This is a genomic window from Fructobacillus sp. ESL1096 (assembly GCF_058511985.1).
In genome coordinates, this window is record NZ_CP196400.1 from 803833 (window position 1) to 823286 (window position 19454).

The window sequence follows — 19454 nt, forward strand, 5'->3', positions numbered from 1 at the left end:
CCCACCCTAAAAAAGCGGTAAATAACACTTTACCACAGTCATGTTTGGGTTGTTAGTTAAACTTTTAGCTAACATTAATCTTCTCCGATTTCTTTTTATCAGTGTAACGGGACAAGAAAAGTTTGTCAACAGAATTGAACCGATTTCACCAAAAAAGAAAAAATTGGTTTACTGTAAAAAAAATCGGTTAAAAGCGATTGTTCGGCTTTTATGACTGATTTTTCCAAAATGGTTTACTGGAAAAGTCTGCTCACATGCTGGTTCTTCCACCTAGTTTGGCTAGCCGGCTTTTGCTATAATGAAAGCATGGTATCGGTCATCATTTGACCAGAAAGGACTCATATGTCAGACAAGAAAACATTTTATATCACAACCCCAATTTACTATCCATCAGGAAAGTTACAACTGGGAAATACTTATACGACAGTTTTGGCGGATGCCGCTGCTCGTTACCATCGTCTTTTGGATGAAGACGTCTTCTTTTTGACTGGGACCGATGAACACGGTGAAAAGATTCAAAAGAAGGCGAACGAAGCCGGTACAAGCGAAATTGAATACTTGGACAAGATGATTAAGGATATCAAGGACCTGTGGTCATTGATGGGCATTTCATATGATAAGTTTATTCGAACGACTGATGAAGGACACGAAAAAGCAGTTCAGAAGATTTTCCAGCAATTATTGGACCAAGGTGACATCTACAAGGGGCAATATGAAGGTTGGTATTCTGTTTCCGATGAAGAGTATTTCACGGAATCACAATTGGCTGAGGTGTACCGTGACGAAAACGGTAAGATGATTGGTGGTAAGGCGCCTTCTGGTCATGAAGTTGAAAAGATCCAAGAAGAATCATACTTCTTCAAAATGTCTAAGTATGCTGACTGGTTGGTTGATTACTATCAGTCACATCCTGATTTCGTCCAACCACATGCACGAATGAATGAAATGTTGCAAAACTTCATTTTGCCGGGCTTGGAAGACTTGGCCGTGACGCGGACTTCTTCTAACTGGGGTGTGCCTGTCCCAGGCGATGAACGTCACGTCATTTATGTTTGGATTGATGCCTTAGCTAACTATATTACTGCTTTGGGTTACGATTCAGCTGATGATTCACTTTTGCAGAAGTTTTGGCCAGCTAATGTGCAATTAGTCGGAAAGGAAATTGTTCGTTTCCATATTATTTACTGGCCAATCATGTTGCATGCCCTTGGTTTGGAGTTACCAAAGGAAATCATTGGTCACGGTTGGCTCGTGATGAAGGATGGCAAGATGTCTAAGTCCAAGGGGAATGTGATTTACCCTGAAGATTTAACGGCCCGTTATGGCTTGGATGCTGTTCGTTACTATTTGTTGCGCTCAATGCCATTTGGCAATGACGGTGTCTTTTCACCGGAGGACTTTGTGTCACGCGTGAACTTTGATTTGGCCAACGATTTGGGAAATCTCTTGAATCGAACAGTCGCCATGATTAATAAGTATGAAGATGGCGTCATTCCAGCATTTACAACCGGCAAGACTGATTTTGATGAAGACTTGGATTTGGTTGTTGAAAAGCAGATTACAGAATATAACCAGCACTTGGCCTCTGTTCATACAGCGGACGCCTTAGAAGCTGTTTGGGGTGTTGTTCGTCGAGCCAACAAGTATATCGATGAAACGGAACCTTGGGTTTTGGCCAAGAAGGCTGGGGAAGATGAAGCTGCGAAAGCAACTTTGCAATCTGTTTTGGCTCACTTGGCTGGAGCACTCCGTGCTGTTGCAGTGATGCTGCAACCGGTCATGACAGATGCGCCACGACAAATGTTCGCCCAACTTGGATTAGACTACCCCGAAAAGGGCGTTTCATTAGTTGGTCTTGCAATCGATCAAGTACCTGCAGGTACGCGGGTAGTTGCCAAGGGTGAGCCAATCTTCCCTCGTTTGGATGTGGAAGAAGAGGTGGCCTACATTGCCTCATTGGTTTCAAAAGATACTAAGGGTAAAGGCCGGGCCGTCAAGGAAGCAGCTAAGCAGGGCGCAAGGGAGCAAGAAGTGAGCGAAGAAATAAAACATAAGGATTTGATTGAGTACGACGACTTTGATAAAGTCGAAATTTTAGCAGCTAAGATTACTGCTGCTGAATTTGTGGAAAAGTCAAAGAAGCTGATTAAGTTCACTTTAGATGATGGTTCTGACAAGCCTCGGCAAATCTTGTCGGGAATTCGTCAATGGTATCCGGAACCTGAAGTTTTGTTAGGCAAGACGGTAGCAATCGTGGCCAATATGGCACCACGAAAGATGGCTGGTGAACTATCAGAAGGAATGATCCTTTCTGCTGAAAAAAACGGTATTGTAACCGTTACGATTTTGCCAGAAGTCATTGAACCTGGTTCAGGCATTGAATAAAAATCAGTAAAAAAGGCGGTTGCGCGAGCAACCGCCTTTTTTCATGTGGCTGAAGAAAGACTTGTTTGGGGAAATGTTAGTGGTAATGAAATCTTAGCCACCGCGCAATCAAAACCTTACTTTAACGGCCAAGCCCAGGGGTCCTGGTGCCACTTGGCTAGGCGGGCATGGTCTTCGCCATTAATAACTTGTTGGTCGGCTAGCAATTGAATGAGACCGGTATAAGTTAAGAGTGGGGCGAAATCAAAGCCAGCCTCTTGGAAGTTCTTGTCAGCATCTGGGAAACCATATGAAAAAATTGACACGACACCGGCTACGTTGAAGCCTGCATTTTTGACGGCATTTGCAGCCCCAAGAACAGACCCACCGGTTGAAATTAGGTCATCAATCAAGACAACTTGGTCATTTGCTTGGATGACACCCTCGACCTGACGGCCAGTGCCATGGTCTTTTGGCTTGGAACGAACGTAAACCATCGGTAAATTCAACTCGGCGGCAACTAAGGCTGCTTGGGGGATGCCGGCGGTGGCAACACCAGCAATCACCGATACTTCTGGGTACTGTTCCTGAATTAATCCAGCTAATGCCCTGGTAATGGCGTGCCGTGTTTTGGGATAAGAAATTGTTTGGCGCAGGTCGGTGTAGATGGGCGACTGGATGCCAGAGGCGAAGGTAAAGGTATCGTCAACCTTTAATTGGACGATCTTGTGATCGATTAAGTCTTGGAGGATTGTTTCTGTTAAAACTGTCATGGATAAAACCTTTCATGTTACTTTTAATGTGTTTATTGGTCGAAGTCAGCCTTGCCAAGCACTCTGGTAGCGCTGCCAGGCGGCAACTGGGTCACTTGCCTTGGTAATTGGCCGACCAACAACGATTGCCTTGGCACCATCTGCAGCTGCCTGGTCGGGACTGGCGACCCGAACTTGGTCACCGGTTTGGTCTGCTTGCATGCGAATGCCAGGTACAACAAAGAGAAAATCGGGTCGTAAGTGGGCGTTTAGAGTCGTTAACTCTAAGGCGGAACAGATAACACCATCACATCCGGCCTGCTCGGCCATTTGGGCTAAGGCCAAGACCTGGTCTTGCATTGATAGAGCTGCGTGCTGTTCGTTTTTGAGAACTTCGTCGGAAATAGAAGTTAGCTCTGTTACCGCCAGGAGGGCGGGCGTGTTGACGTTAGTTTTTGCTGCCCCGATTTCCAGACCTTCCTTGGCAGCTTGCAACATTAAAGATCCGCCTAGCGAGTGGACGGTGACGTAGTCAACACCGAGACGACCGATTTGGGCCATAGCTTGGCGGACGGTATTGGGAATATCAAAAAGCTTCAAGTCTAAGAAAATTTGGCAACCGCGCTTTTTTAAATCAGTAATAATGGCAGGTCCAGCTTGGTAGAAGAGCTCCATCCCGACTTTGACGGTTAATTGGCTGGGATCCGGAAAGTGATCTAAAAAGGCTGTGACGGCGGCTAAGTCGTCAAAGTCCAAGGCAATCATTAGTGGCTTTTCCATGGTTACTCTCCTTCATGAGCAAGAAAAAAGACTATTCCCTAAAAAAGTTCAGAGAATAGTCTTATTGTGTTAAAAATTAAATGTAAGTTAATCATCTGGCTTCTCTGAACCAATTAATGACTAATGAAAGTATAAACTATCTGTTGACTTTCGACAAATTTATTTTAAAAAAAGCCCCAAGGAGTGTTTCCTTAGGACTTGAAAAGCAGTTCTAATTTAAAGGAGGTCGCCGATGGCAGAGTAACCGATGGTTGGGAAAATTGTAACCAAGCGACTCAGTTGTTCTGGCGTATAGGCAAATTCAATGGCAGGCAAGAGAGCGTTGATAATGTCTTCTGCGTGTTCTGAAATTTCGATTGCACCCACTAAGTGCTTTTCCTTGTCATAAATCAATGAAAGGTGGCCTTCCTTTTCATAGTCGACCATTCGGTACCAATCATCCATGACGTCCTTTTCAACGACATCATATTGGTCAGGGTGAGCGGCAGCTTCATCGAGTGTTACGCCAGTCTGGGCTAAACGGGGTGTTGTAAAGACCGTTGTACCAACAGCTGGATAATTAATGGCTTGGTCGTCTTGACCTAAGAGATGCTTGGCAACATATTGGGATTCAAAAGTTGCTGTTGGTGTCAACTTGGGCTGATTCTTTTTTACCACGTCACCAGTAGCGTAAATATTTGGAACGGCTGTTTGGAGGTATTCGTTGACTACAATACCGGCCTTGTCGAATTCAATTCCTAAGTCTTCCAAGCCCAGGTCAGCTGTGTTTGGAATTCGACCGGTAGCATCCATGACGTAATCGGCTTCATAGGTACCGGTTGATGTCTTGACTGCAAAGCCAGAAGTCACTTGTTCGACACTTTCGGTCTGACTATTCTTAACGAATGTAATCCCTTGTTTTTCAAGTGCTTTAACTAAAGCATCGCTATAGCGCTGGTTGAATGCTGGCAAAGCGCGGTCGGAACGCAGAATAACCGTTACATCAACACCGGCGGCATTCATCATTGCGGCTGTTTCCAGTCCAATATAACCAGCCCCAATGATGACCATCTTGTCGGGGGCTTGGTCTAATGACAAGAAGTCCTTTGAATCGTGTAGGTACTCGGCGCCAGGGATGTTCAGGCGGTTAGAGTGCATACCAGTGGCAATCACGATATTTTCGGCCGTAACGGTTTGGTCACCGACCTTGACGGTGTGAGCATCCGCTAAGTGACCGGCACCAAAGTAGAACTTGATACCAAGTCCTTCCATGCCACTTTGGATAGCGTTTGGGAAGATGGCGATAATTTCCTTTTTACGGGCCATGTTCTTGGCCCAATCAATATCACCGCTACCTGAGACAATGCCGTTTGAAGCGCGAAGTTCACGTTGTAAGGAAGCTGCATTTTCTAGGATAACCTTGGCGTTACAACCCCAGTTTGGGCAGGTGCCGCCGACCTTTTCTTTTTCGACAAAGGCGACTTTCTTACCGGCTTGGGCCAAAAGCGGTGCGCCATCAAAGGCCCCATGGCCGGCTCCAAGGTATAAAACGTCATAATCATATGCTGTCATTTTCTAGATTCCTCCTAATTTGAAAGCTTAATATGATTATCGCACAGTTTCTTTTAGAAGTGAAATTTAAACTATACCAAATTGTCATTTTATTTACATTTTTTGCTTATTATCTAAACAAATAAAAAGCCCCTGTAAAGATGATTATAAAGAAAAAGCCACAACCAACACTGGCAGATGACCCCAAAGTTTTATTATCCTAATCTTTGGCTTATGCCTATGTTGGTCAAGGCTTTTTATATTGTTACTCCGTGATTTTGGTTTAGTTAGTTTAAGGCCACCCGCTTTGACAAAGCGGGACGAACCACGAGGGCGATGACTAGACCAAAGGCACATTGAGCAATGTTACCAATAATTGAAGCAAAGCCGGTCGCCCAGCTGTGAGAAAGGAAGGCGGTGGCAAAGAAGTAGCCCACAACCATCACAAGTGAAGCCACAAGTACAGCAATTGTTTGGCTCATGACTGATTTTTTAGCGCCAATTAATCCGGCTAAGTAACCTTCCAAACCGTGAATAATCAAAGAGAAGGGGGCCCAAGCAGCATAACCGGCCAAAAGATCTAAGAGTAAACCGGATAAACCACCGACAATCATCCCAGAGCGTGCACTACCCAACAGTGCGACTAAGAAAATTCCAGCTTCTACTAAGTTGACGTAGCCACCTGGCGTTGGAATGCGGACCACGTAAGAAAGGGCGAGGTTCAAAGCAGTGATCACGGCCAAAGTCGTGATGGTCTTGGTAGTAAAGTATTTATTCATCATTATCTCTCCATATCTTCAAATAATAGGAATATTATAGCAAGGATTATAATGAATAAAATAAAAGTTTCTTTTCAGTTATCCAACAAAGTCAGAAAATGGTATGGTTAATTTTCCAAACAATTTCTAGTGAAGACTTGCACTGGTTTCTGGCCTTTGTGTTATAATGTCCTTGTTGACATAAGTCAAAAAATTAATTGGAGGTCTACACACATGACTGTGAAGATTGGTATTAATGGATTTGGTCGGATTGGTCGTTTGGCATTCCGTCGTATTTTGGAACTTGGCGACTCAGCAGCTGATGTTGAAGTTGCAGCCATCAACGATTTGACTAGCCCATCAATGTTGGCATACTTGTTGAAGTATGACTCAACTCATGGAACTTTGGATGCTGAAGTTTCTGCTGATGAAACTGGTATCGTGGTTAACGGTAAGCACTACACTGTCTACGCAGAACGCGATGCAAAGAACATTCCTTGGGTTAAGAATGATGGCGTTGAATATGTATTGGAAGCTACTGGTTTCTACACTTCAGCCGAAAAGTCACAAGCCCACTTGGATGCAGGTGCTAAGAAGGTTTTGATCTCAGCTCCAGCTGGTGACGTGCCAACTGTTGTTTATGGTGTAAACCAAGACATCTTGAAGACTGACGACAAGATTGTTTCAGCTGGTTCATGTACTACACAGTCATTGGCTCCAATGGCTCGTGTATTGCAAGACCAATTTGGTGTTGAAGTGGCAACGATGACTACTATCCACGCCTTTACTTCAACTCAAATGATTTTGGATGGTCCTAAGTCAAAGAAGTTCCGTTCAAACCGTACTGCTTCAGTAAACACAATCCCTCACTCAACTGGTGCTGCTAAGGCGATCGGCCTTGTTGTTCCTGAATTGAAGGGTAAGGTTGACGGTCACGCACAACGTGTTGCCGTTGTTGATGGTTCTGTTACTGAATTGACTTCTGTTTTGTCAAAGAAGGTTTCAGCAGACGAAATCAATGCAGCGATGAAGGCAGCTTCATCTGACTCATTTGGCTACAACGAAGATGAAATCGTTTCATCAGACATCATTGGTGACACTCATGGTGCTACTTTTGATGCTACTCAAACGCAAATCGTCGAAGCCGGTGACAAGCAATTGGTTAAGACTGTTTCATGGTACGACAACGAATATGGTTTCACTTCAAACATGATCCGTACTTTGTTGCACTTTGCAAACGTATAATCATTTATATAAAGGAAGAACGCTGCGGCGTTCTTTTTTTGTGCATATAATCCAAGTTGAATAGATACAATCGAAATAAATATGTACATAAAGAAATATATTTGATACAATGTTATCGAGTTAACAAGGAGAAATTTAAAATTGGTGATTGTTCATTAGTTGAAATGGGGGGGTTAGTTTCATGAAGGATAATAAGATGCAATTGACGAAAGTTAACGAGCGTAAAATTCTGAAAAAAGTCAAGAAGAATTGGGTAGTACTTTCACTATCTGCTTTTGCCTTTGCGGGTGGTTTTGTTTTTGCTAGTGAGGGGTTGACTACATCGGCTTTTGCTGATGAAAACGCCTCCACTCCAACTAATAATCAGCTACAAACTTTTAATTATGACGATTTAGTCAAACAAGGCATTGTGAAGACTGATAGCATTACGTGGTCATACCAAGACGGGCAACAAATTCCGACTGGAACTTTTGATTCATTGCGTGGCAACGGTAACACCTCTTCGCTGACCTTTACAATTAATGCCAATACTACCCTCAAACAGGGAGATACAATCAGTATTCCATTTTCAACTAATATTGATAATCAACCTGGTATGCAGACTTTTAATTTGTCGAATTTTAATACCCAAGTCATTGAAAGTTCAACAAATTCGGTTTTGTCAACTAGTGTTTCTTATGATGCGGTCAGTCAAACTATACAATTGCCTTTGAATGGATCTGGTTATGATTCGAGTCGGGCACACCAGATTACTTTGAATTTTAATACGGCTTCCGGACAGGTTTTCCCGAAGTCGGCTGGTAATGGAACCGATTTGTCGATTAGCGAAACAGTGGCAGATCAAACGCATACCTACTCTTGGGCTACGAAGCCAACACAACCTAATTATAAAGAGAATAATACACCACAGCAGATGAAGGACAGCGTTGCTGACGTAAATTCGAACGGTGTTTCAGCACGGACAACGATTACGAATACTGATGGTCTGGCTTTTACTGAACCGGTTATTTTAAATGACGGCAAAGATTATATTCAAACGATTGATATTAAGGCAACGGCCTCTTCCCAGGGAAAGGTGACACCGGTTTATATCGAAGATGGGAACTATTTCTGGCCTCATTTGGCAACCGCTAGTGGTTATGGACCAGCGACTGAGTCAGAAGGTTGGACTGATCAGGCCGCTAATAATAGTGGCAGTACTTCAAATGCGGTTGGTGGTGCGCAGACGCCTTGGACATCAAAGGCAGACGGTGATCAACCAGCCGCTAACCAATATGCAGTAGTTCGTGTAGCCGATAATGAATTGAAAGTAATTATTAATTATGGCCCTTCACAGTACTATAAGTTAACAAAAGAACAGTTTGAACACGTGATTAAGTCTCAGTATGCTAGTGTCTCTGACGATGTGATTGCGCAAATGGAAAGTAAGTATGGAGATGGTCAAGGGAATGTTTATTTCCCATTTACTGTTTTAAGTAATTTTAAGGTAGTTAACCCTAATAACGACAATCAACAGGTTCGCTACGATATTACTTTTTCTGATAACAAAGGCTTCTATGATAAGAAAACGCCTGTTTACACTAATGCAATTTTACACAATAGTGCAAATGGTCAGACAATGGTTACAACTCGCTACGTGGATGAAAGTGGCAATCAATTAGCGCCAAATGATGGCACCTTTGGCTTTATGGGTAAAGATAGCTTTTCGGCTGATAGCTTGCTGATTGATGGTTATACTCTAGACGAAAGCAGGCTACCTGAAGGTGCTGTCAAGAATAGTGATGGATCATATAGCGTTAACGGTTCTTATGGTCAGGACGATGTAACCTACACTTACGTTTATAAGGTCAACACGGCGAACACAAATCCCACTCCAGATCCATCAGCAAGTACCACGCCTTCGACTAATGGAGGTGGTTCAGAAAGTGCTAGCCAATCAAGCAGTGCAAGTACCTCAATCAGCACGAGCCAATCCGAATCAGCCAGTGTTGGTGTTCCAGTGCAGACGAGTGCAGTGGCACCAGTGAATAATCCGAGTGCGTTAATTCAACCAAAGCAGACAGTGACATCTTCGTTTACTTCACAAACATCCTCAGTTTTGCCACAAACCGGCAAGCATCATGAAAGTGAAAAAGACGGCCTTGCTTTAGCTGCTTTGGGATTGTCTTCAGCGGTGTACTTATTCTCACTTGGTAAGAACAAGAAGTAAGATGATAATATTAAATCAAAAAGAGCACCCATAGAGTATGGGTGCTCTTTTTGACTGATTACCACAAAATCGGTTTCTGGTAATCGAACTTGTTTGTTCTCTCGTGGTAGACTGGTTTATACGAAGAAAAAGAACACGAGGACAAAGATGCAAGTTGCTATTTCGTCAGATAATCATTTGGATTTAAATAAGGTTGAAACAGAGTGGGCGCTTGAACAGCAAACTATCTACCTTCAAAAACATCAAATTGCTGTTTATATTATTGCTGGCGACCTGTTTAATCGTTTTGATAAGACGTTAGACTTTGCCCACGACCTGCAAAAGCGGTTAGGGTCGACGACTGCGGTCCGTTTTTTGGCTGGTAATCACGAAATGGGGGCGGGGGTCAGTTACCAGGAATTAGAAAGTTCGGTGGATGACCTTTATTTCCATCATAAAACGCTGGATATTGGTTCGGCCCGCTTGATTGGCAATAATGGTTGGTATGATTATAGTTTTGATCAAAATCAGCATAGTATTGAAGAAATCACTCGTTTTAAGCGTGAATTTTGGTATGACCGGCGAATTGAACAACCAATGACCGATCCAGAACGGTTGGCCATTAACTTAACTCAGATGGACCAAGATATCAAAGACGCAAAAAAAATGGGGAAAAAGCCAATCTTAATTAATCATTTTGCTCAAGAACAAGCCTTTATTGATCAAATACCGTTTCGGATGAAACGGCTTGATGTATTGAGATCTTTTTTAGGTAGTCAGGCTGTCGGTGATTTAGCGGTGGCCAATCAAGTTCAGGTTGCCATTTCTGGTCATTTGCACCTGCATGTTCAGGCATTGCCGATTCAGCAGACTACCTTTTATAATGCCTCGGTTGGTTATCGGACTCGTCGAGTCAAGGAATGGTTTAGCCACGACTTTATGACGGAGTGGCGCAACCGCTTAGTTATTCTCGATGTTTGAACTTGTGAAAGGATTTATTTTTTCTAATTTTGTCTATATCAATCTAAGCCATTAAATAGCGCCAGGCGGAAGGTAGATTTTTAATTATTAACATAAGAAGAAAGTGTTAAAATTAGTTGAACAAATGTTAATAGTTTGACTATCGAAGTATTAACTGTTAGACTGTTTTTATTGTGAATTGAAGTTAACTAGGGCCATTCTCGGCCATTAAGAAAGGAAACCTGATGCCAGTACTGACTACGACTGAAATTATGGACCTCATTCCAAACCGTTACCCAATCATCTATATGGACTACGTTGAAGAAATGGTTCCTGATGAATCAATCGTTGCTGTGAAAAACGTGACGATTAACGAGCAATTCTTCCAAGGCCATTTTCCCGGTAACCCAGTAATGCCCGGCGTGCTAATTATTGAATCATTGGCGCAAGCAGCGTCAATTTTGATTTTGTCATCACCCCAATTTAAGGGCAAGACAGCCTATATGACGGGTATCAATGATGCCAAGTTCAAGAAGATGGTTGTTCCTGGTGATGTTTTGAAGCTACATGCTACATTTGGCAAGGTTCGAGAGAACATGGGGACCGTTACGGTCACGGCTAAGGTTAATGATAAGGTCGCAACCAGCGCGGAATTAATGTTCGTGGTGGCACCTGATGAGCAAAACTGAGCTGGCTAACCAGCAGGTCAACGTCAAGCAAATCAATCATGATTTGATGGAGATGTTTGCCAACGTTGTTTGGGTCGAAGAGTACGAACTCAAGCAAAGCCCTTTTTCGGCCTTGACGGTCAAAGAAGTGCACACGATTTATGCTATCTCCATGTATGAGGAAAAAACTGCCTCGCAGGTGGCCAAGGCTGTTCACCTTAGTCCAAGTGCGATGACTACGGCCATCGATCGTTTAGTTGATAAAGGATATGTTGAACGTCGTCGATCAAAGGAAGATAAGCGAGTGGTAAAATTAGGTTTGACCCATCAAGGGCGTATCTTATACCGGGCGCACCAAGCGTTTCATTTTAAAGTCACTAAGGCTTTGTTGGATGATATGTCTAATGAAGAGGCCCTGGCGATGGAACGCGCGGTACATAACTTACAAGCTTATTTGAAGGCCTTAATTGATAGTTAGGCGAACGGGATTGTGAAAAAATATGGAAAACATTAAGATTGTTACCACGGCGATGCAAGTGCCAGAACGAGTGGTGACAAATGATGAATTAACGGAATTGATGGATACCAGTGATGAATGGATTTACCCACGGACTGGTATTCACCAACGCCATGTTGTGACAACTGAAAATACATCAGACTTGGCAACTAGTGTTGCCAAAAAGCTATTAGAACAATCAGGCTGGGATGCTGCTGATTTGGACTTCATTATCGTGGGAACAATGTCACCCGATGCCCTTTCTCCTCATACTGCTGCGATTGTTCAAGGAAATATTGAAGCTCCAAATGCTTTTGCTTTTGATTTAAATGCGGCATGTTCAGGCTTTGTTTACGGAATGTCTGTTGCCTCTTCTTTTCTGTCTTCTGGTCGCTACCAGAAGGGGATGTTTATTGGAGCGGAAGTGCTGTCAAAGCTGGTTGACTGGAAGGACCGGACGGTTTCTGTCTTATTTGGCGATGGTGCTGGTGGCGTTTTGCTTGAGAAAACCGACGAACCTGTTGGTTTGATTGCAGAAGAATTGCAATCATTTGGTGACCGTGGCCAGGCCATCTTGACTGGTCGCTTTGCCAACAAGAATGCCTTTGCTGGTGAAATTTCACCGCTTGATCCTTACTTCCACCAGGATGGTCGAAGTGTTTATGGATTTGCCACACGGGAAGTACCCAAGGTGATGCAAAAAGCTTTGGAGAAGGCCGGAATTGAAGCCGATGATGTAGACTTTTACTTGGCCCATCAAGCAAACAAGCGGATTGTCGAATCCATGGCGAAGAATTTTGGCCAACCAATGGACAAGTTCCCAACGAACATGGAAGAATATGGCAACACATCCGCCGGTTCAACGGCTATCTTGCTCGATGAATTGCGTCGCAGTGGCCAGCTAAAGCCAGGGATGAAGGTTGCTTTTGTCGGCTTTGGCGGTGGTCTGGCGATTGGCGTCCAAATTTGGCAACTTTAATTAACAAATAAAAATCAGGGTTGCGGTGTAGTAGGCTGCACCGTAAAAATCCAACGTATTGCAATACGAACATCTATATAGGAGAGCGTGCTCATGACTAACGAAGAGATTTTTGACAAGGTTAAGGAAATTTTGATCGACCAATTCGATTTGGAAGATTCAGAAGTTTCATTGACGACTAACATGACTGATGACATCGATGCTGATTCATTGGACTTGTTCGAAGTTTTGAACCGTGTCGAAGACGACTTTGACATCAAGTTGGAAGAAACTGAAGAAGTTAAGACTGTTCAAGACTTGGTTAACAAGATCAAGGACCAACTTGACAAGAAGTAAGCATCAAGCGGTTTTTAACCGCATACATACAATAGATAAAATAAAGAGGCAGAGATTATGACATTTAAAATTGACAACCCCATTTTTGATAAATTAGGGATGAAGTACCCGATCGTTGAAGGTGGGATGACTTGGGCTGGAACAGGTGCTTTAGCTGCCGCTGTATCTGAAGCTGGTGGGCTTGGTTTCATCGGAACTGGTTACTGGCATGGTGATGAGGTTCGCCGTGAAGTTCGTCGCGCCAAGGAATTGACGGACAAGCCTTTTGGAGTCAACGTGATGTTGATGTCTCGTCACATTCGTGAGGTCTTTGATGTGATTTTGGAAGAAGGTGTTAAGGTTGTTGCAACCGGTGCCGGTGATCCATCGCCATTTTTAGAAGAACTGCATGCCGCGGGCGTAACGGTTATCCCTGTTGTACCATCCGTTTCAATGGCCAAGATGATGCAACGTAAGGGTGTTGATGCCGTGGTTGCTGAAGGAATGGAATCGGGTGGTCACATCGGCCAAATGACAACGATGGCTTTGGTGCCACAAGTTGTTGATGCTGTTGATATTCCCGTTATCGCCGCTGGTGGAATTGGTGATGGCCGCGGTGTTGCCGCTGCCTTTGCCTTGGGGGCTTCAGGCGTTCAAATGGGAACTCGTTTCTTGACAGCTACTGAATCTGAAGTTCATCCAAACTATAAGGCGAAGGTCTTGAAGGCCCGTGATATTGACACAATTATCACTGGTAACATTGTTGGTTCACGAGTCCGTGTCTTGAAGAACAAGATGGCCAAGGAATACGTGAAGCGTGAAGTGGAAGAAATTGGGAAGCCAGAACCTGATTATGAAACGGTTGAAAAGCTAGAATCAGGAACCTTGCGTGCCGCGGTTGTCGATGGTGATAAGAACGGTGGCGCCTTCATGGCCGGTCAAATTTCAGGAATGGTTAATGATGAAAAGCCTGTTGCTGAAATTTTGGCTGAAATTTGGGCACAAGCAACGGACATCATGGGCATTGAAAACAAGGCAAAATAAGCGAGGTTGCAAATGAAAGTAGGACTGCTATTCAACGGTCAGGGATCACAGCAAGCGGGCATGGGGACAGACCTCTATGAAAACTTGCCTGGTTACAAGGCTTATATCGATAAGGCTTCTGCCATCTTGGGGTATGACTTAAATGAGTTAGACCAAGATGAGGAAAAGATTCGGCAAACGCAGTACGCCCAACCAGCTATCGTTGCCATGGATGCGGCTTTAGCCGCTTCTTTAAAGGATGCCGGATTGACGGATGTAGTTGCTGGTTTGGGTCTTTCGTTAGGTGAATATCCTGCCTTGGTGGCCAATGGCATTTTGACCTTTGAGCAAGCAATTGCCCTGGTTAGAGACCGTGGTCAATACATGCAAGAGGTCGGCGACAAGAACCCTGGCAAGATGGTTGCGGTTTTGGATGATAACCAAGACATGATTGTTGCAGTTGTTGAAGGCTTGCAAAAAAAAGGCCTAAAAGTTTACCCAGCTAATTTTAATACCTTTTCACAATTGGTTATCGGCGGTGTTAAAGCCGATGTTGACCAGGCCGTTGAGGCATTGACAGAAGCCGGTGTGAAAAAGCAAGTCGAATTACCAGTTGTTGGTGCTTTCCACACGCCATTGCTGAACGAAGCTTCTGAAAAGATGGCGACGCGCTTTTCAGAAGAAAAATTTGGTGCCGGGACTTATCCTGTGTATTCCAACACGACGAAGCAAGCCTTTACGCCTGAGACAGTCAAGGATACCTTGACCAAGCAGATTATTTCACCAACCTACTTTGCACAGTGCTTGCAGGAAATGGTAGACGCTGGGGTTGATACCTTGGTTGAAATTGGTCCTGCTGCTACTCTCGTAAAATTTGCAAAGAAAATCGCGCCAAAGGACGTTACCAAATATACGGTGACGGACTTTGCTTCCTACCAAAAAGTCGTTGATGCTATTAACGCAGAGAAAGGATAAAATCCATGGACTTTACTAATCAAACCGTGTTGGTAACTGGGTCATCACGAGGAATCGGCTTAGCCGTTGCCCACGCCTTTGACAATGCGGGTGCTCGTGTTATCTTGCATGGCCGTTCTGCTATTAAAGAAGAGGTGATTAACTCTTTCAAGCAAAAACCGATGACTTTGCAATTCGACGTTGCTGATGCCAAAACAGTTGAAGAAACTTTCAAAGACTTGTACAAGCAGGAAGGTTTTGAAGGCATTGATATCTTGGTAAACAACGCCGGGATTACCAAGGATCAGTTAGTAATGGGCATGAGCCCAGCTGATTTTGCCCAAGTTGTGAATACAAACTTGAATGGAACGTTCAACGTCACGCAGCCAGTTTTCAAGAAGATGATTCGACAAAAGCATGGTGTGATTTTGAACATGGCTTCTGTTGTTGGTCAGATGGGGAATGTTGGTCAGGCCAATTATGCCGCCTCAAAGGCTGGAATTATTGGCTTGACAAAGTCTCTGGCTAAGGAAGGGGCGAAGCGCAATATCCGCGTAAACGCCATTGCCCCTGGGATGATCGTTTCAGATATGACGGATGCCTTGTCAGACAAGGCACGTGAAGCCATCTTGAATGAGATTCCTTTGTCGCGGTTTGGTTCAATTGATGATGTGGCTGATGTTGCGCTATTCTTAGCCGGCAACGACTACATGACAGGACAAACAATTACCGTTGACGGTGGCCTGTATATTTAATAATCATCGTTCATTTTAGTTACTTAGATTAGAAAGGAAGCGGCAATGACACGAGTCGTAATTACTGGAATTGGGGCCGTTACCCCATTAGGAAATGATACAAAGACCTTCTTGGATGGCCTATTTGATGAAAAATTAGGAATTAAACCAATCACGAAGTTTGATGCAACTGAAACTGGCATTTCAGTTGCTGGACAAGTTGACGGCTTTGATCCAGCTTTGCGCGTAGGAAAACGTGATGCACGTAAGTTGGATTTGTTCTCACAATATGCGATTGATGCTTCCTACCAGGCATTGGACCAAGCTGGCTTGTTACCTGATGAAGGTTCAGAAGCAAAGTCAAAGGTTGCTAATTCCGAACGTTTTGGGGTTATCTTGGGAAACGGAATTGGTGGTTTGACGACTATCCAAGAACAAGTGATTAAGATGCACGAAAAGGGACCACAACGTGTTTCACCATTGTTTGTCCCTGAATCAATTCCCAACATGGTTTCAGGAAACGTTTCATTGCGCTTTGGTGCTCGTGGTGTGAATTTCACAGTCGTAACTGCTTGTGCTTCAGCTACGAACGCGATTGGTGAAGCCTTCTGGCGCATCCAATCTGGTCGTGAAGACGTGATGTTGACTGGTGGCTCAGAAGCAACTGTTAACGAAATTGGAATTGCTGGTTTCGCTGCCTTGACTGCTTTGTCAAAGGAAGAAGATCCAACACAAGCTTCAAAGCCATTTGACAAGAACCGTCATGGTTTTGTCTTGGGTGAAGGTTCAGGAATTCTTGTAATGGAATCATTGGAACATGCTGAGGCTCGTGGGGCTAACATTTTGGCCGAAGTGGTTGGTTACGGTGCATCATCAGATGCTTATCACATGACTTCTCCTGCCCCTGATGGTGAAGGAGCCGCTCGGGCAATGAAGGCAGCCTTGAAGGACGCCGATATCAAGCCAGAAGACATCACTTATTTGAATGCCCACGGTACTGCTACCGGTGCGAACGACTCAGGTGAAGCCGAAGCTGTTGCTTCTGTCTTTGGTCCAAATTCTGTCTTGGTTTCATCAACCAAGGGAATGACCGGTCACCTTTTGGGTGCCGCTGGTGCTATTGAAGCTGTTGCCTCTGTTGGTGCCATCGACCGCGGTCAATTGCCAGTTAACGTTGGATTTGATGAGCCAGATGAGCATACAAAGTTGGTTAACTTGGTGAACGAATCGAACAAGAATACGGCTCCTGAATATGTTTTGTCTGCTAACTACGGTTTTGGTGGCCATAACGCAGCTGTTGTCTTTAAGAAGTGGTAAGAGGGAAGTTCAATAATGAATTTAAATGTCAAAGAAATTCGTGAATTGATGGCGGACTTGGAAAAGTCTACTCTGCGCGATGTTTATATCCAAGATGGTGAATTTTCATTGCACTTGTCTAAGAACGAGCAGGTTCAAGGCGGCAACGTTCCAGCTCCAGTAGCACCGAGTGCACCAGCAGCACAGTCTGATGTGAACCAGACACCAACAGCTCCAGTTACTGCACCTGAAGTAGCTGCACCCGCAGCTGCTGGAAAAGAAATCAAGGCACCAATGGTCGGAACGGTTTATCTCCAACCAAAGCCAGGTGAACCAAACTTTAAGAGTGTTGGCGACCACGTCGAAAAGGGCGAAACAGTTGCCATTATTGAAGCCATGAAGTTGATGACTGAAATCAAGTCAGATGTTTCTGGTACTATTGCTGAAGTTTTGGTTGATAACGAAGAAGTGGTTGATTTTGATAAGCCACTTTATCGTGTCACAACTGATTAAGAGATTAGACGGCAATTTCGGCCGATCGTCTTGTCCAAGCGTTGCTTGGATATACATAGACAGCTAAAAGGAGAAGAGCTATGACTCAATTGAACACAAAGGAAATTCAAGAAATTCTTCCACATCGTTACCCAATGTTGATGTTGGATACGGTTGAGGAATTAGTACCTGGTGAGCGTTGCGTGGCCATCAAGAATATTTCAATTAACGAAGAAATTTTCCAAGGACACTTCCCTGGTAACCCAACTTTCCCAGGGGCTTTGACAGTTGAAGCATTGGCCCAAGCTGGTGCTGTTGCCTTGCTTTCAATGCCTGAGTTCAAGGGTAAGACAGCTTATTTTGGTGGGATTAAGAAGGCTCGTTACCGTCAAATGGTTCGCCCTGGTGACCAATTGCGCTTAGAAGTCATTTTGGATCGTTTGCGTGGCCCGGTTGGTTCAGGAAAAGGAATTGCCTGGGTGAACGGTAAGAAGGCAACAACTGCTGAATTGACCTTTATTGTTGGAGAATAAGATGTTTAAAAAAGTATTGGTAGCCAATCGTGGCGAAATCGCCGTGCGGATTATCCGGACGTTGAAGGAAATGGGCATCCAAACGGTTGCGATTTATTCAACGGCTGATAAGGGTTCTTTGCACGTTCAAGTAGCAGACGAGGCCATCTGTGTTGGTGGCCCAAAGCCTGCTGATTCTTACCTAAACATGAAAAATGTTGTGACGGCCGCCTTGTTAACGGGTGCTGAAGCAATCCACCCAGGTTATGGGTTTTTATCAGAAAACGCCCTATTTGCCGAAATGGTCGGTGATGTCAACATTAAGTGGATTGGTCCTCGCCCTGAAACAATCGATTTGATGGGAAATAAAGAACATGCCCGCGCAGAAATGACCAAGGCAGGTGTTCCGGTAATTCCTGGATCAGATGGCTATATCCATAATGTCGATGAAGCCATTGCGGTTTCGAAAAAGACGGGATTCCCATTGTTGCTGAAGGCTGCTGCTGGTGGTGGTGGTAAAGGAATGCGCTTTGTTTACTCAGAAGGTGAACTGGCAGAAAACTTTGTTAATGCCCAAAGTGAAGCTCAGTTGTCCTATGGCGATGACCATATGTACATCGAAAAGGTGATGACGGATGTCCGCCATATCGAAATGCAAGTGATTCGCGACCAATTTGGCAACGTGATTTGCTTGCCAGAACGAAACTGTTCTTTGCAACGTCGTAACCAAAAGGTGATGGAAGAATCACCAGCCGCTTCTGTAACACCAACAATGCGTGAAGAGTTGATGGATATTGTTACAAAGGCCGTGAACGCGATTGACTATGAAAATACTGGAACGATTGAATTCTTGCAAGACCAAGAAGGTAAGTTCTACTTCATGGAAATGAATACTCGCATTCAGGTTGAGCATCCAGTAACTGAAATGGTGACGGGCTTGGATCTGGTTCGCTTGCAGGTCGAAGTTGCTGCTGGTGACGAATTGAAGTTAAAGCAAGCTGACATTCAAATTAGCGGCCATGCCGTTGAAATGCGTTTGACGGCTGAAAAGCCAGAAGCTAATTTTGCCCCTAGTGCTGGGAAGGTTGACTTTGTCTTCTTGCCAACCGGTGGACCAGGGGTTCGAATCGATTCAGCCCTTTATAATGGTGATACAATCCAGCCTTTCTATGATTCGATGATTGCAAAGCTGATTGCTCATGATGAAACTCGAGGGGAAGCATTAGCTAAATTGGAACGAATGGTTGATGAAACTTCCTTAGTGGGCGTTTCGACATCACAGTCTTTCCAAAAGGCATTGTTGTTGGATGAAAACGTTTTGACAGATAACTTTGGAACGAAGTACCTTGAAGATACATTTATGCCAAAGTGGGAAGAAAAACAGGCTGAACAGGCTGGTAAATAAAAT

Annotated in this window: 19 protein-coding genes; 15 read left to right on the forward strand and 4 right to left on the reverse strand. The window is 44.1% G+C overall.

Annotation, left to right across the window (positions count from 1 at the left end; translation table 11 throughout):
* The first annotated feature begins 342 nt into the window (after positions 1 to 342).
* Positions 343 to 2385, forward strand: coding sequence for a methionine--tRNA ligase (metG, locus tag ACSYSR_RS03880; RefSeq protein ID WP_489816088.1), 2043 nt, complete (start codon positions 343 to 345; stop codon positions 2383 to 2385).
* A gap of 116 nt (positions 2386 to 2501) precedes the next feature.
* On the opposite strand, the gene pyrE is transcribed toward metG, so the two are convergent.
* The 4 genes from pyrE to ACSYSR_RS03900 form a co-directional block, all read right to left on the reverse strand.
* Complete coding sequence (pyrE, locus tag ACSYSR_RS03885) at positions 2502 to 3137, reverse strand: orotate phosphoribosyltransferase (RefSeq protein WP_252773431.1); 636 nt, start codon at positions 3135 to 3137, stop codon at positions 2502 to 2504.
* Between the two features lie 45 nt (positions 3138 to 3182).
* Positions 3183 to 3896, reverse strand: coding sequence for an orotidine-5'-phosphate decarboxylase (gene pyrF, locus ACSYSR_RS03890; protein ID WP_489816087.1), 714 nt, complete (start codon positions 3894 to 3896; stop codon positions 3183 to 3185).
* Between the two features lie 216 nt (positions 3897 to 4112).
* The gene (locus ACSYSR_RS03895) at positions 4113 to 5447 is read right to left on the reverse strand and encodes a dihydrolipoyl dehydrogenase family protein (protein WP_489816086.1); all 1335 of its coding nucleotides are present in this window, start codon (positions 5445 to 5447) and stop codon (positions 4113 to 4115) included.
* Positions 5448 to 5713: 266 nt separating this feature from the next.
* Entirely contained in the window at positions 5714 to 6205 is a 492-nt protein-coding gene (locus ACSYSR_RS03900; protein ID WP_489816530.1) for an ECF transporter S component, read from the reverse strand.
* A 213-nt stretch (positions 6206 to 6418) separates the two neighbouring features.
* Here ACSYSR_RS03900 and gap point away from each other — a divergent pair, with 213 nt between their 5' ends.
* The 14 genes from gap (at position 6419) to ACSYSR_RS03970 (ending at position 19451) form a co-directional block, all read left to right on the forward strand.
* Positions 6419 to 7429, forward strand: coding sequence for a type I glyceraldehyde-3-phosphate dehydrogenase (gap, locus tag ACSYSR_RS03905; protein ID WP_252773434.1), 1011 nt, complete (start codon positions 6419 to 6421; stop codon positions 7427 to 7429).
* 181 nt (positions 7430 to 7610) lie between these two features.
* Positions 7611 to 9638 carry a MucBP domain-containing protein gene (locus ACSYSR_RS03910; protein ID WP_489816085.1) on the forward strand — a complete coding sequence of 676 codons (2028 nt, stop codon included), beginning with the start codon at positions 7611 to 7613 and terminating at the stop codon, positions 9636 to 9638.
* Positions 9639 to 9785: 147 nt separating this feature from the next.
* Entirely contained in the window at positions 9786 to 10598 is an 813-nt protein-coding gene (locus ACSYSR_RS03915) for a metallophosphoesterase (protein WP_489816084.1), read from the forward strand.
* Between the two features lie 224 nt (positions 10599 to 10822).
* The gene (fabZ, locus tag ACSYSR_RS03920; RefSeq protein WP_252773436.1) at positions 10823 to 11266 is read left to right on the forward strand and encodes a 3-hydroxyacyl-ACP dehydratase FabZ; all 444 of its coding nucleotides are present in this window, start codon (positions 10823 to 10825) and stop codon (positions 11264 to 11266) included.
* A complete protein-coding gene (locus ACSYSR_RS03925; RefSeq protein WP_168778818.1) occupies positions 11253 to 11723 on the forward strand; it encodes a MarR family winged helix-turn-helix transcriptional regulator in 471 nt (156 codons plus the stop codon). Before fabZ (ACSYSR_RS03920) ends, ACSYSR_RS03925 begins: the two co-directional genes overlap by 14 nt.
* A gap of 22 nt (positions 11724 to 11745) precedes the next feature.
* Positions 11746 to 12720, forward strand: coding sequence for a beta-ketoacyl-ACP synthase III (locus tag ACSYSR_RS03930; RefSeq protein ID WP_489816083.1), 975 nt, complete (start codon positions 11746 to 11748; stop codon positions 12718 to 12720).
* A gap of 93 nt (positions 12721 to 12813) precedes the next feature.
* The gene (locus ACSYSR_RS03935) at positions 12814 to 13056 is read left to right on the forward strand and encodes an acyl carrier protein (RefSeq protein WP_047974605.1); all 243 of its coding nucleotides are present in this window, start codon (positions 12814 to 12816) and stop codon (positions 13054 to 13056) included.
* Positions 13057 to 13113: 57 nt separating this feature from the next.
* Positions 13114 to 14079: a DUF561 domain-containing protein gene (locus ACSYSR_RS03940; protein ID WP_168778816.1), complete on the forward strand. Its 966-nt coding sequence runs from the start codon at positions 13114 to 13116 to the stop codon at positions 14077 to 14079.
* A 12-nt stretch (positions 14080 to 14091) separates the two neighbouring features.
* Complete coding sequence (locus ACSYSR_RS03945) at positions 14092 to 15033, forward strand: ACP S-malonyltransferase (RefSeq protein WP_489816082.1); 942 nt, start codon at positions 14092 to 14094, stop codon at positions 15031 to 15033.
* A gap of 5 nt (positions 15034 to 15038) precedes the next feature.
* Entirely contained in the window at positions 15039 to 15767 is a 729-nt protein-coding gene (locus ACSYSR_RS03950; protein WP_252773440.1) for a beta-ketoacyl-ACP reductase, read from the forward strand.
* A gap of 45 nt (positions 15768 to 15812) precedes the next feature.
* Positions 15813 to 17063, forward strand: a complete 1251-nt coding sequence (gene fabF, locus ACSYSR_RS03955) for a beta-ketoacyl-ACP synthase II (protein ID WP_489816081.1) — start codon at positions 15813 to 15815, stop codon at positions 17061 to 17063.
* 15 nt (positions 17064 to 17078) lie between these two features.
* A complete protein-coding gene (accB, locus tag ACSYSR_RS03960) occupies positions 17079 to 17555 on the forward strand; it encodes an acetyl-CoA carboxylase biotin carboxyl carrier protein (RefSeq protein ID WP_489816080.1) in 477 nt (158 codons plus the stop codon).
* An 80-nt stretch (positions 17556 to 17635) separates the two neighbouring features.
* Entirely contained in the window at positions 17636 to 18067 is a 432-nt protein-coding gene (gene fabZ / locus ACSYSR_RS03965) for a 3-hydroxyacyl-ACP dehydratase FabZ (protein WP_252773443.1), read from the forward strand.
* Position 18068: 1 nt separating this feature from the next.
* Positions 18069 to 19451: an acetyl-CoA carboxylase biotin carboxylase subunit gene (locus ACSYSR_RS03970; protein ID WP_489816079.1), complete on the forward strand. Its 1383-nt coding sequence runs from the start codon at positions 18069 to 18071 to the stop codon at positions 19449 to 19451.
* Positions 19452 to 19454 lie beyond the last annotated feature (3 nt).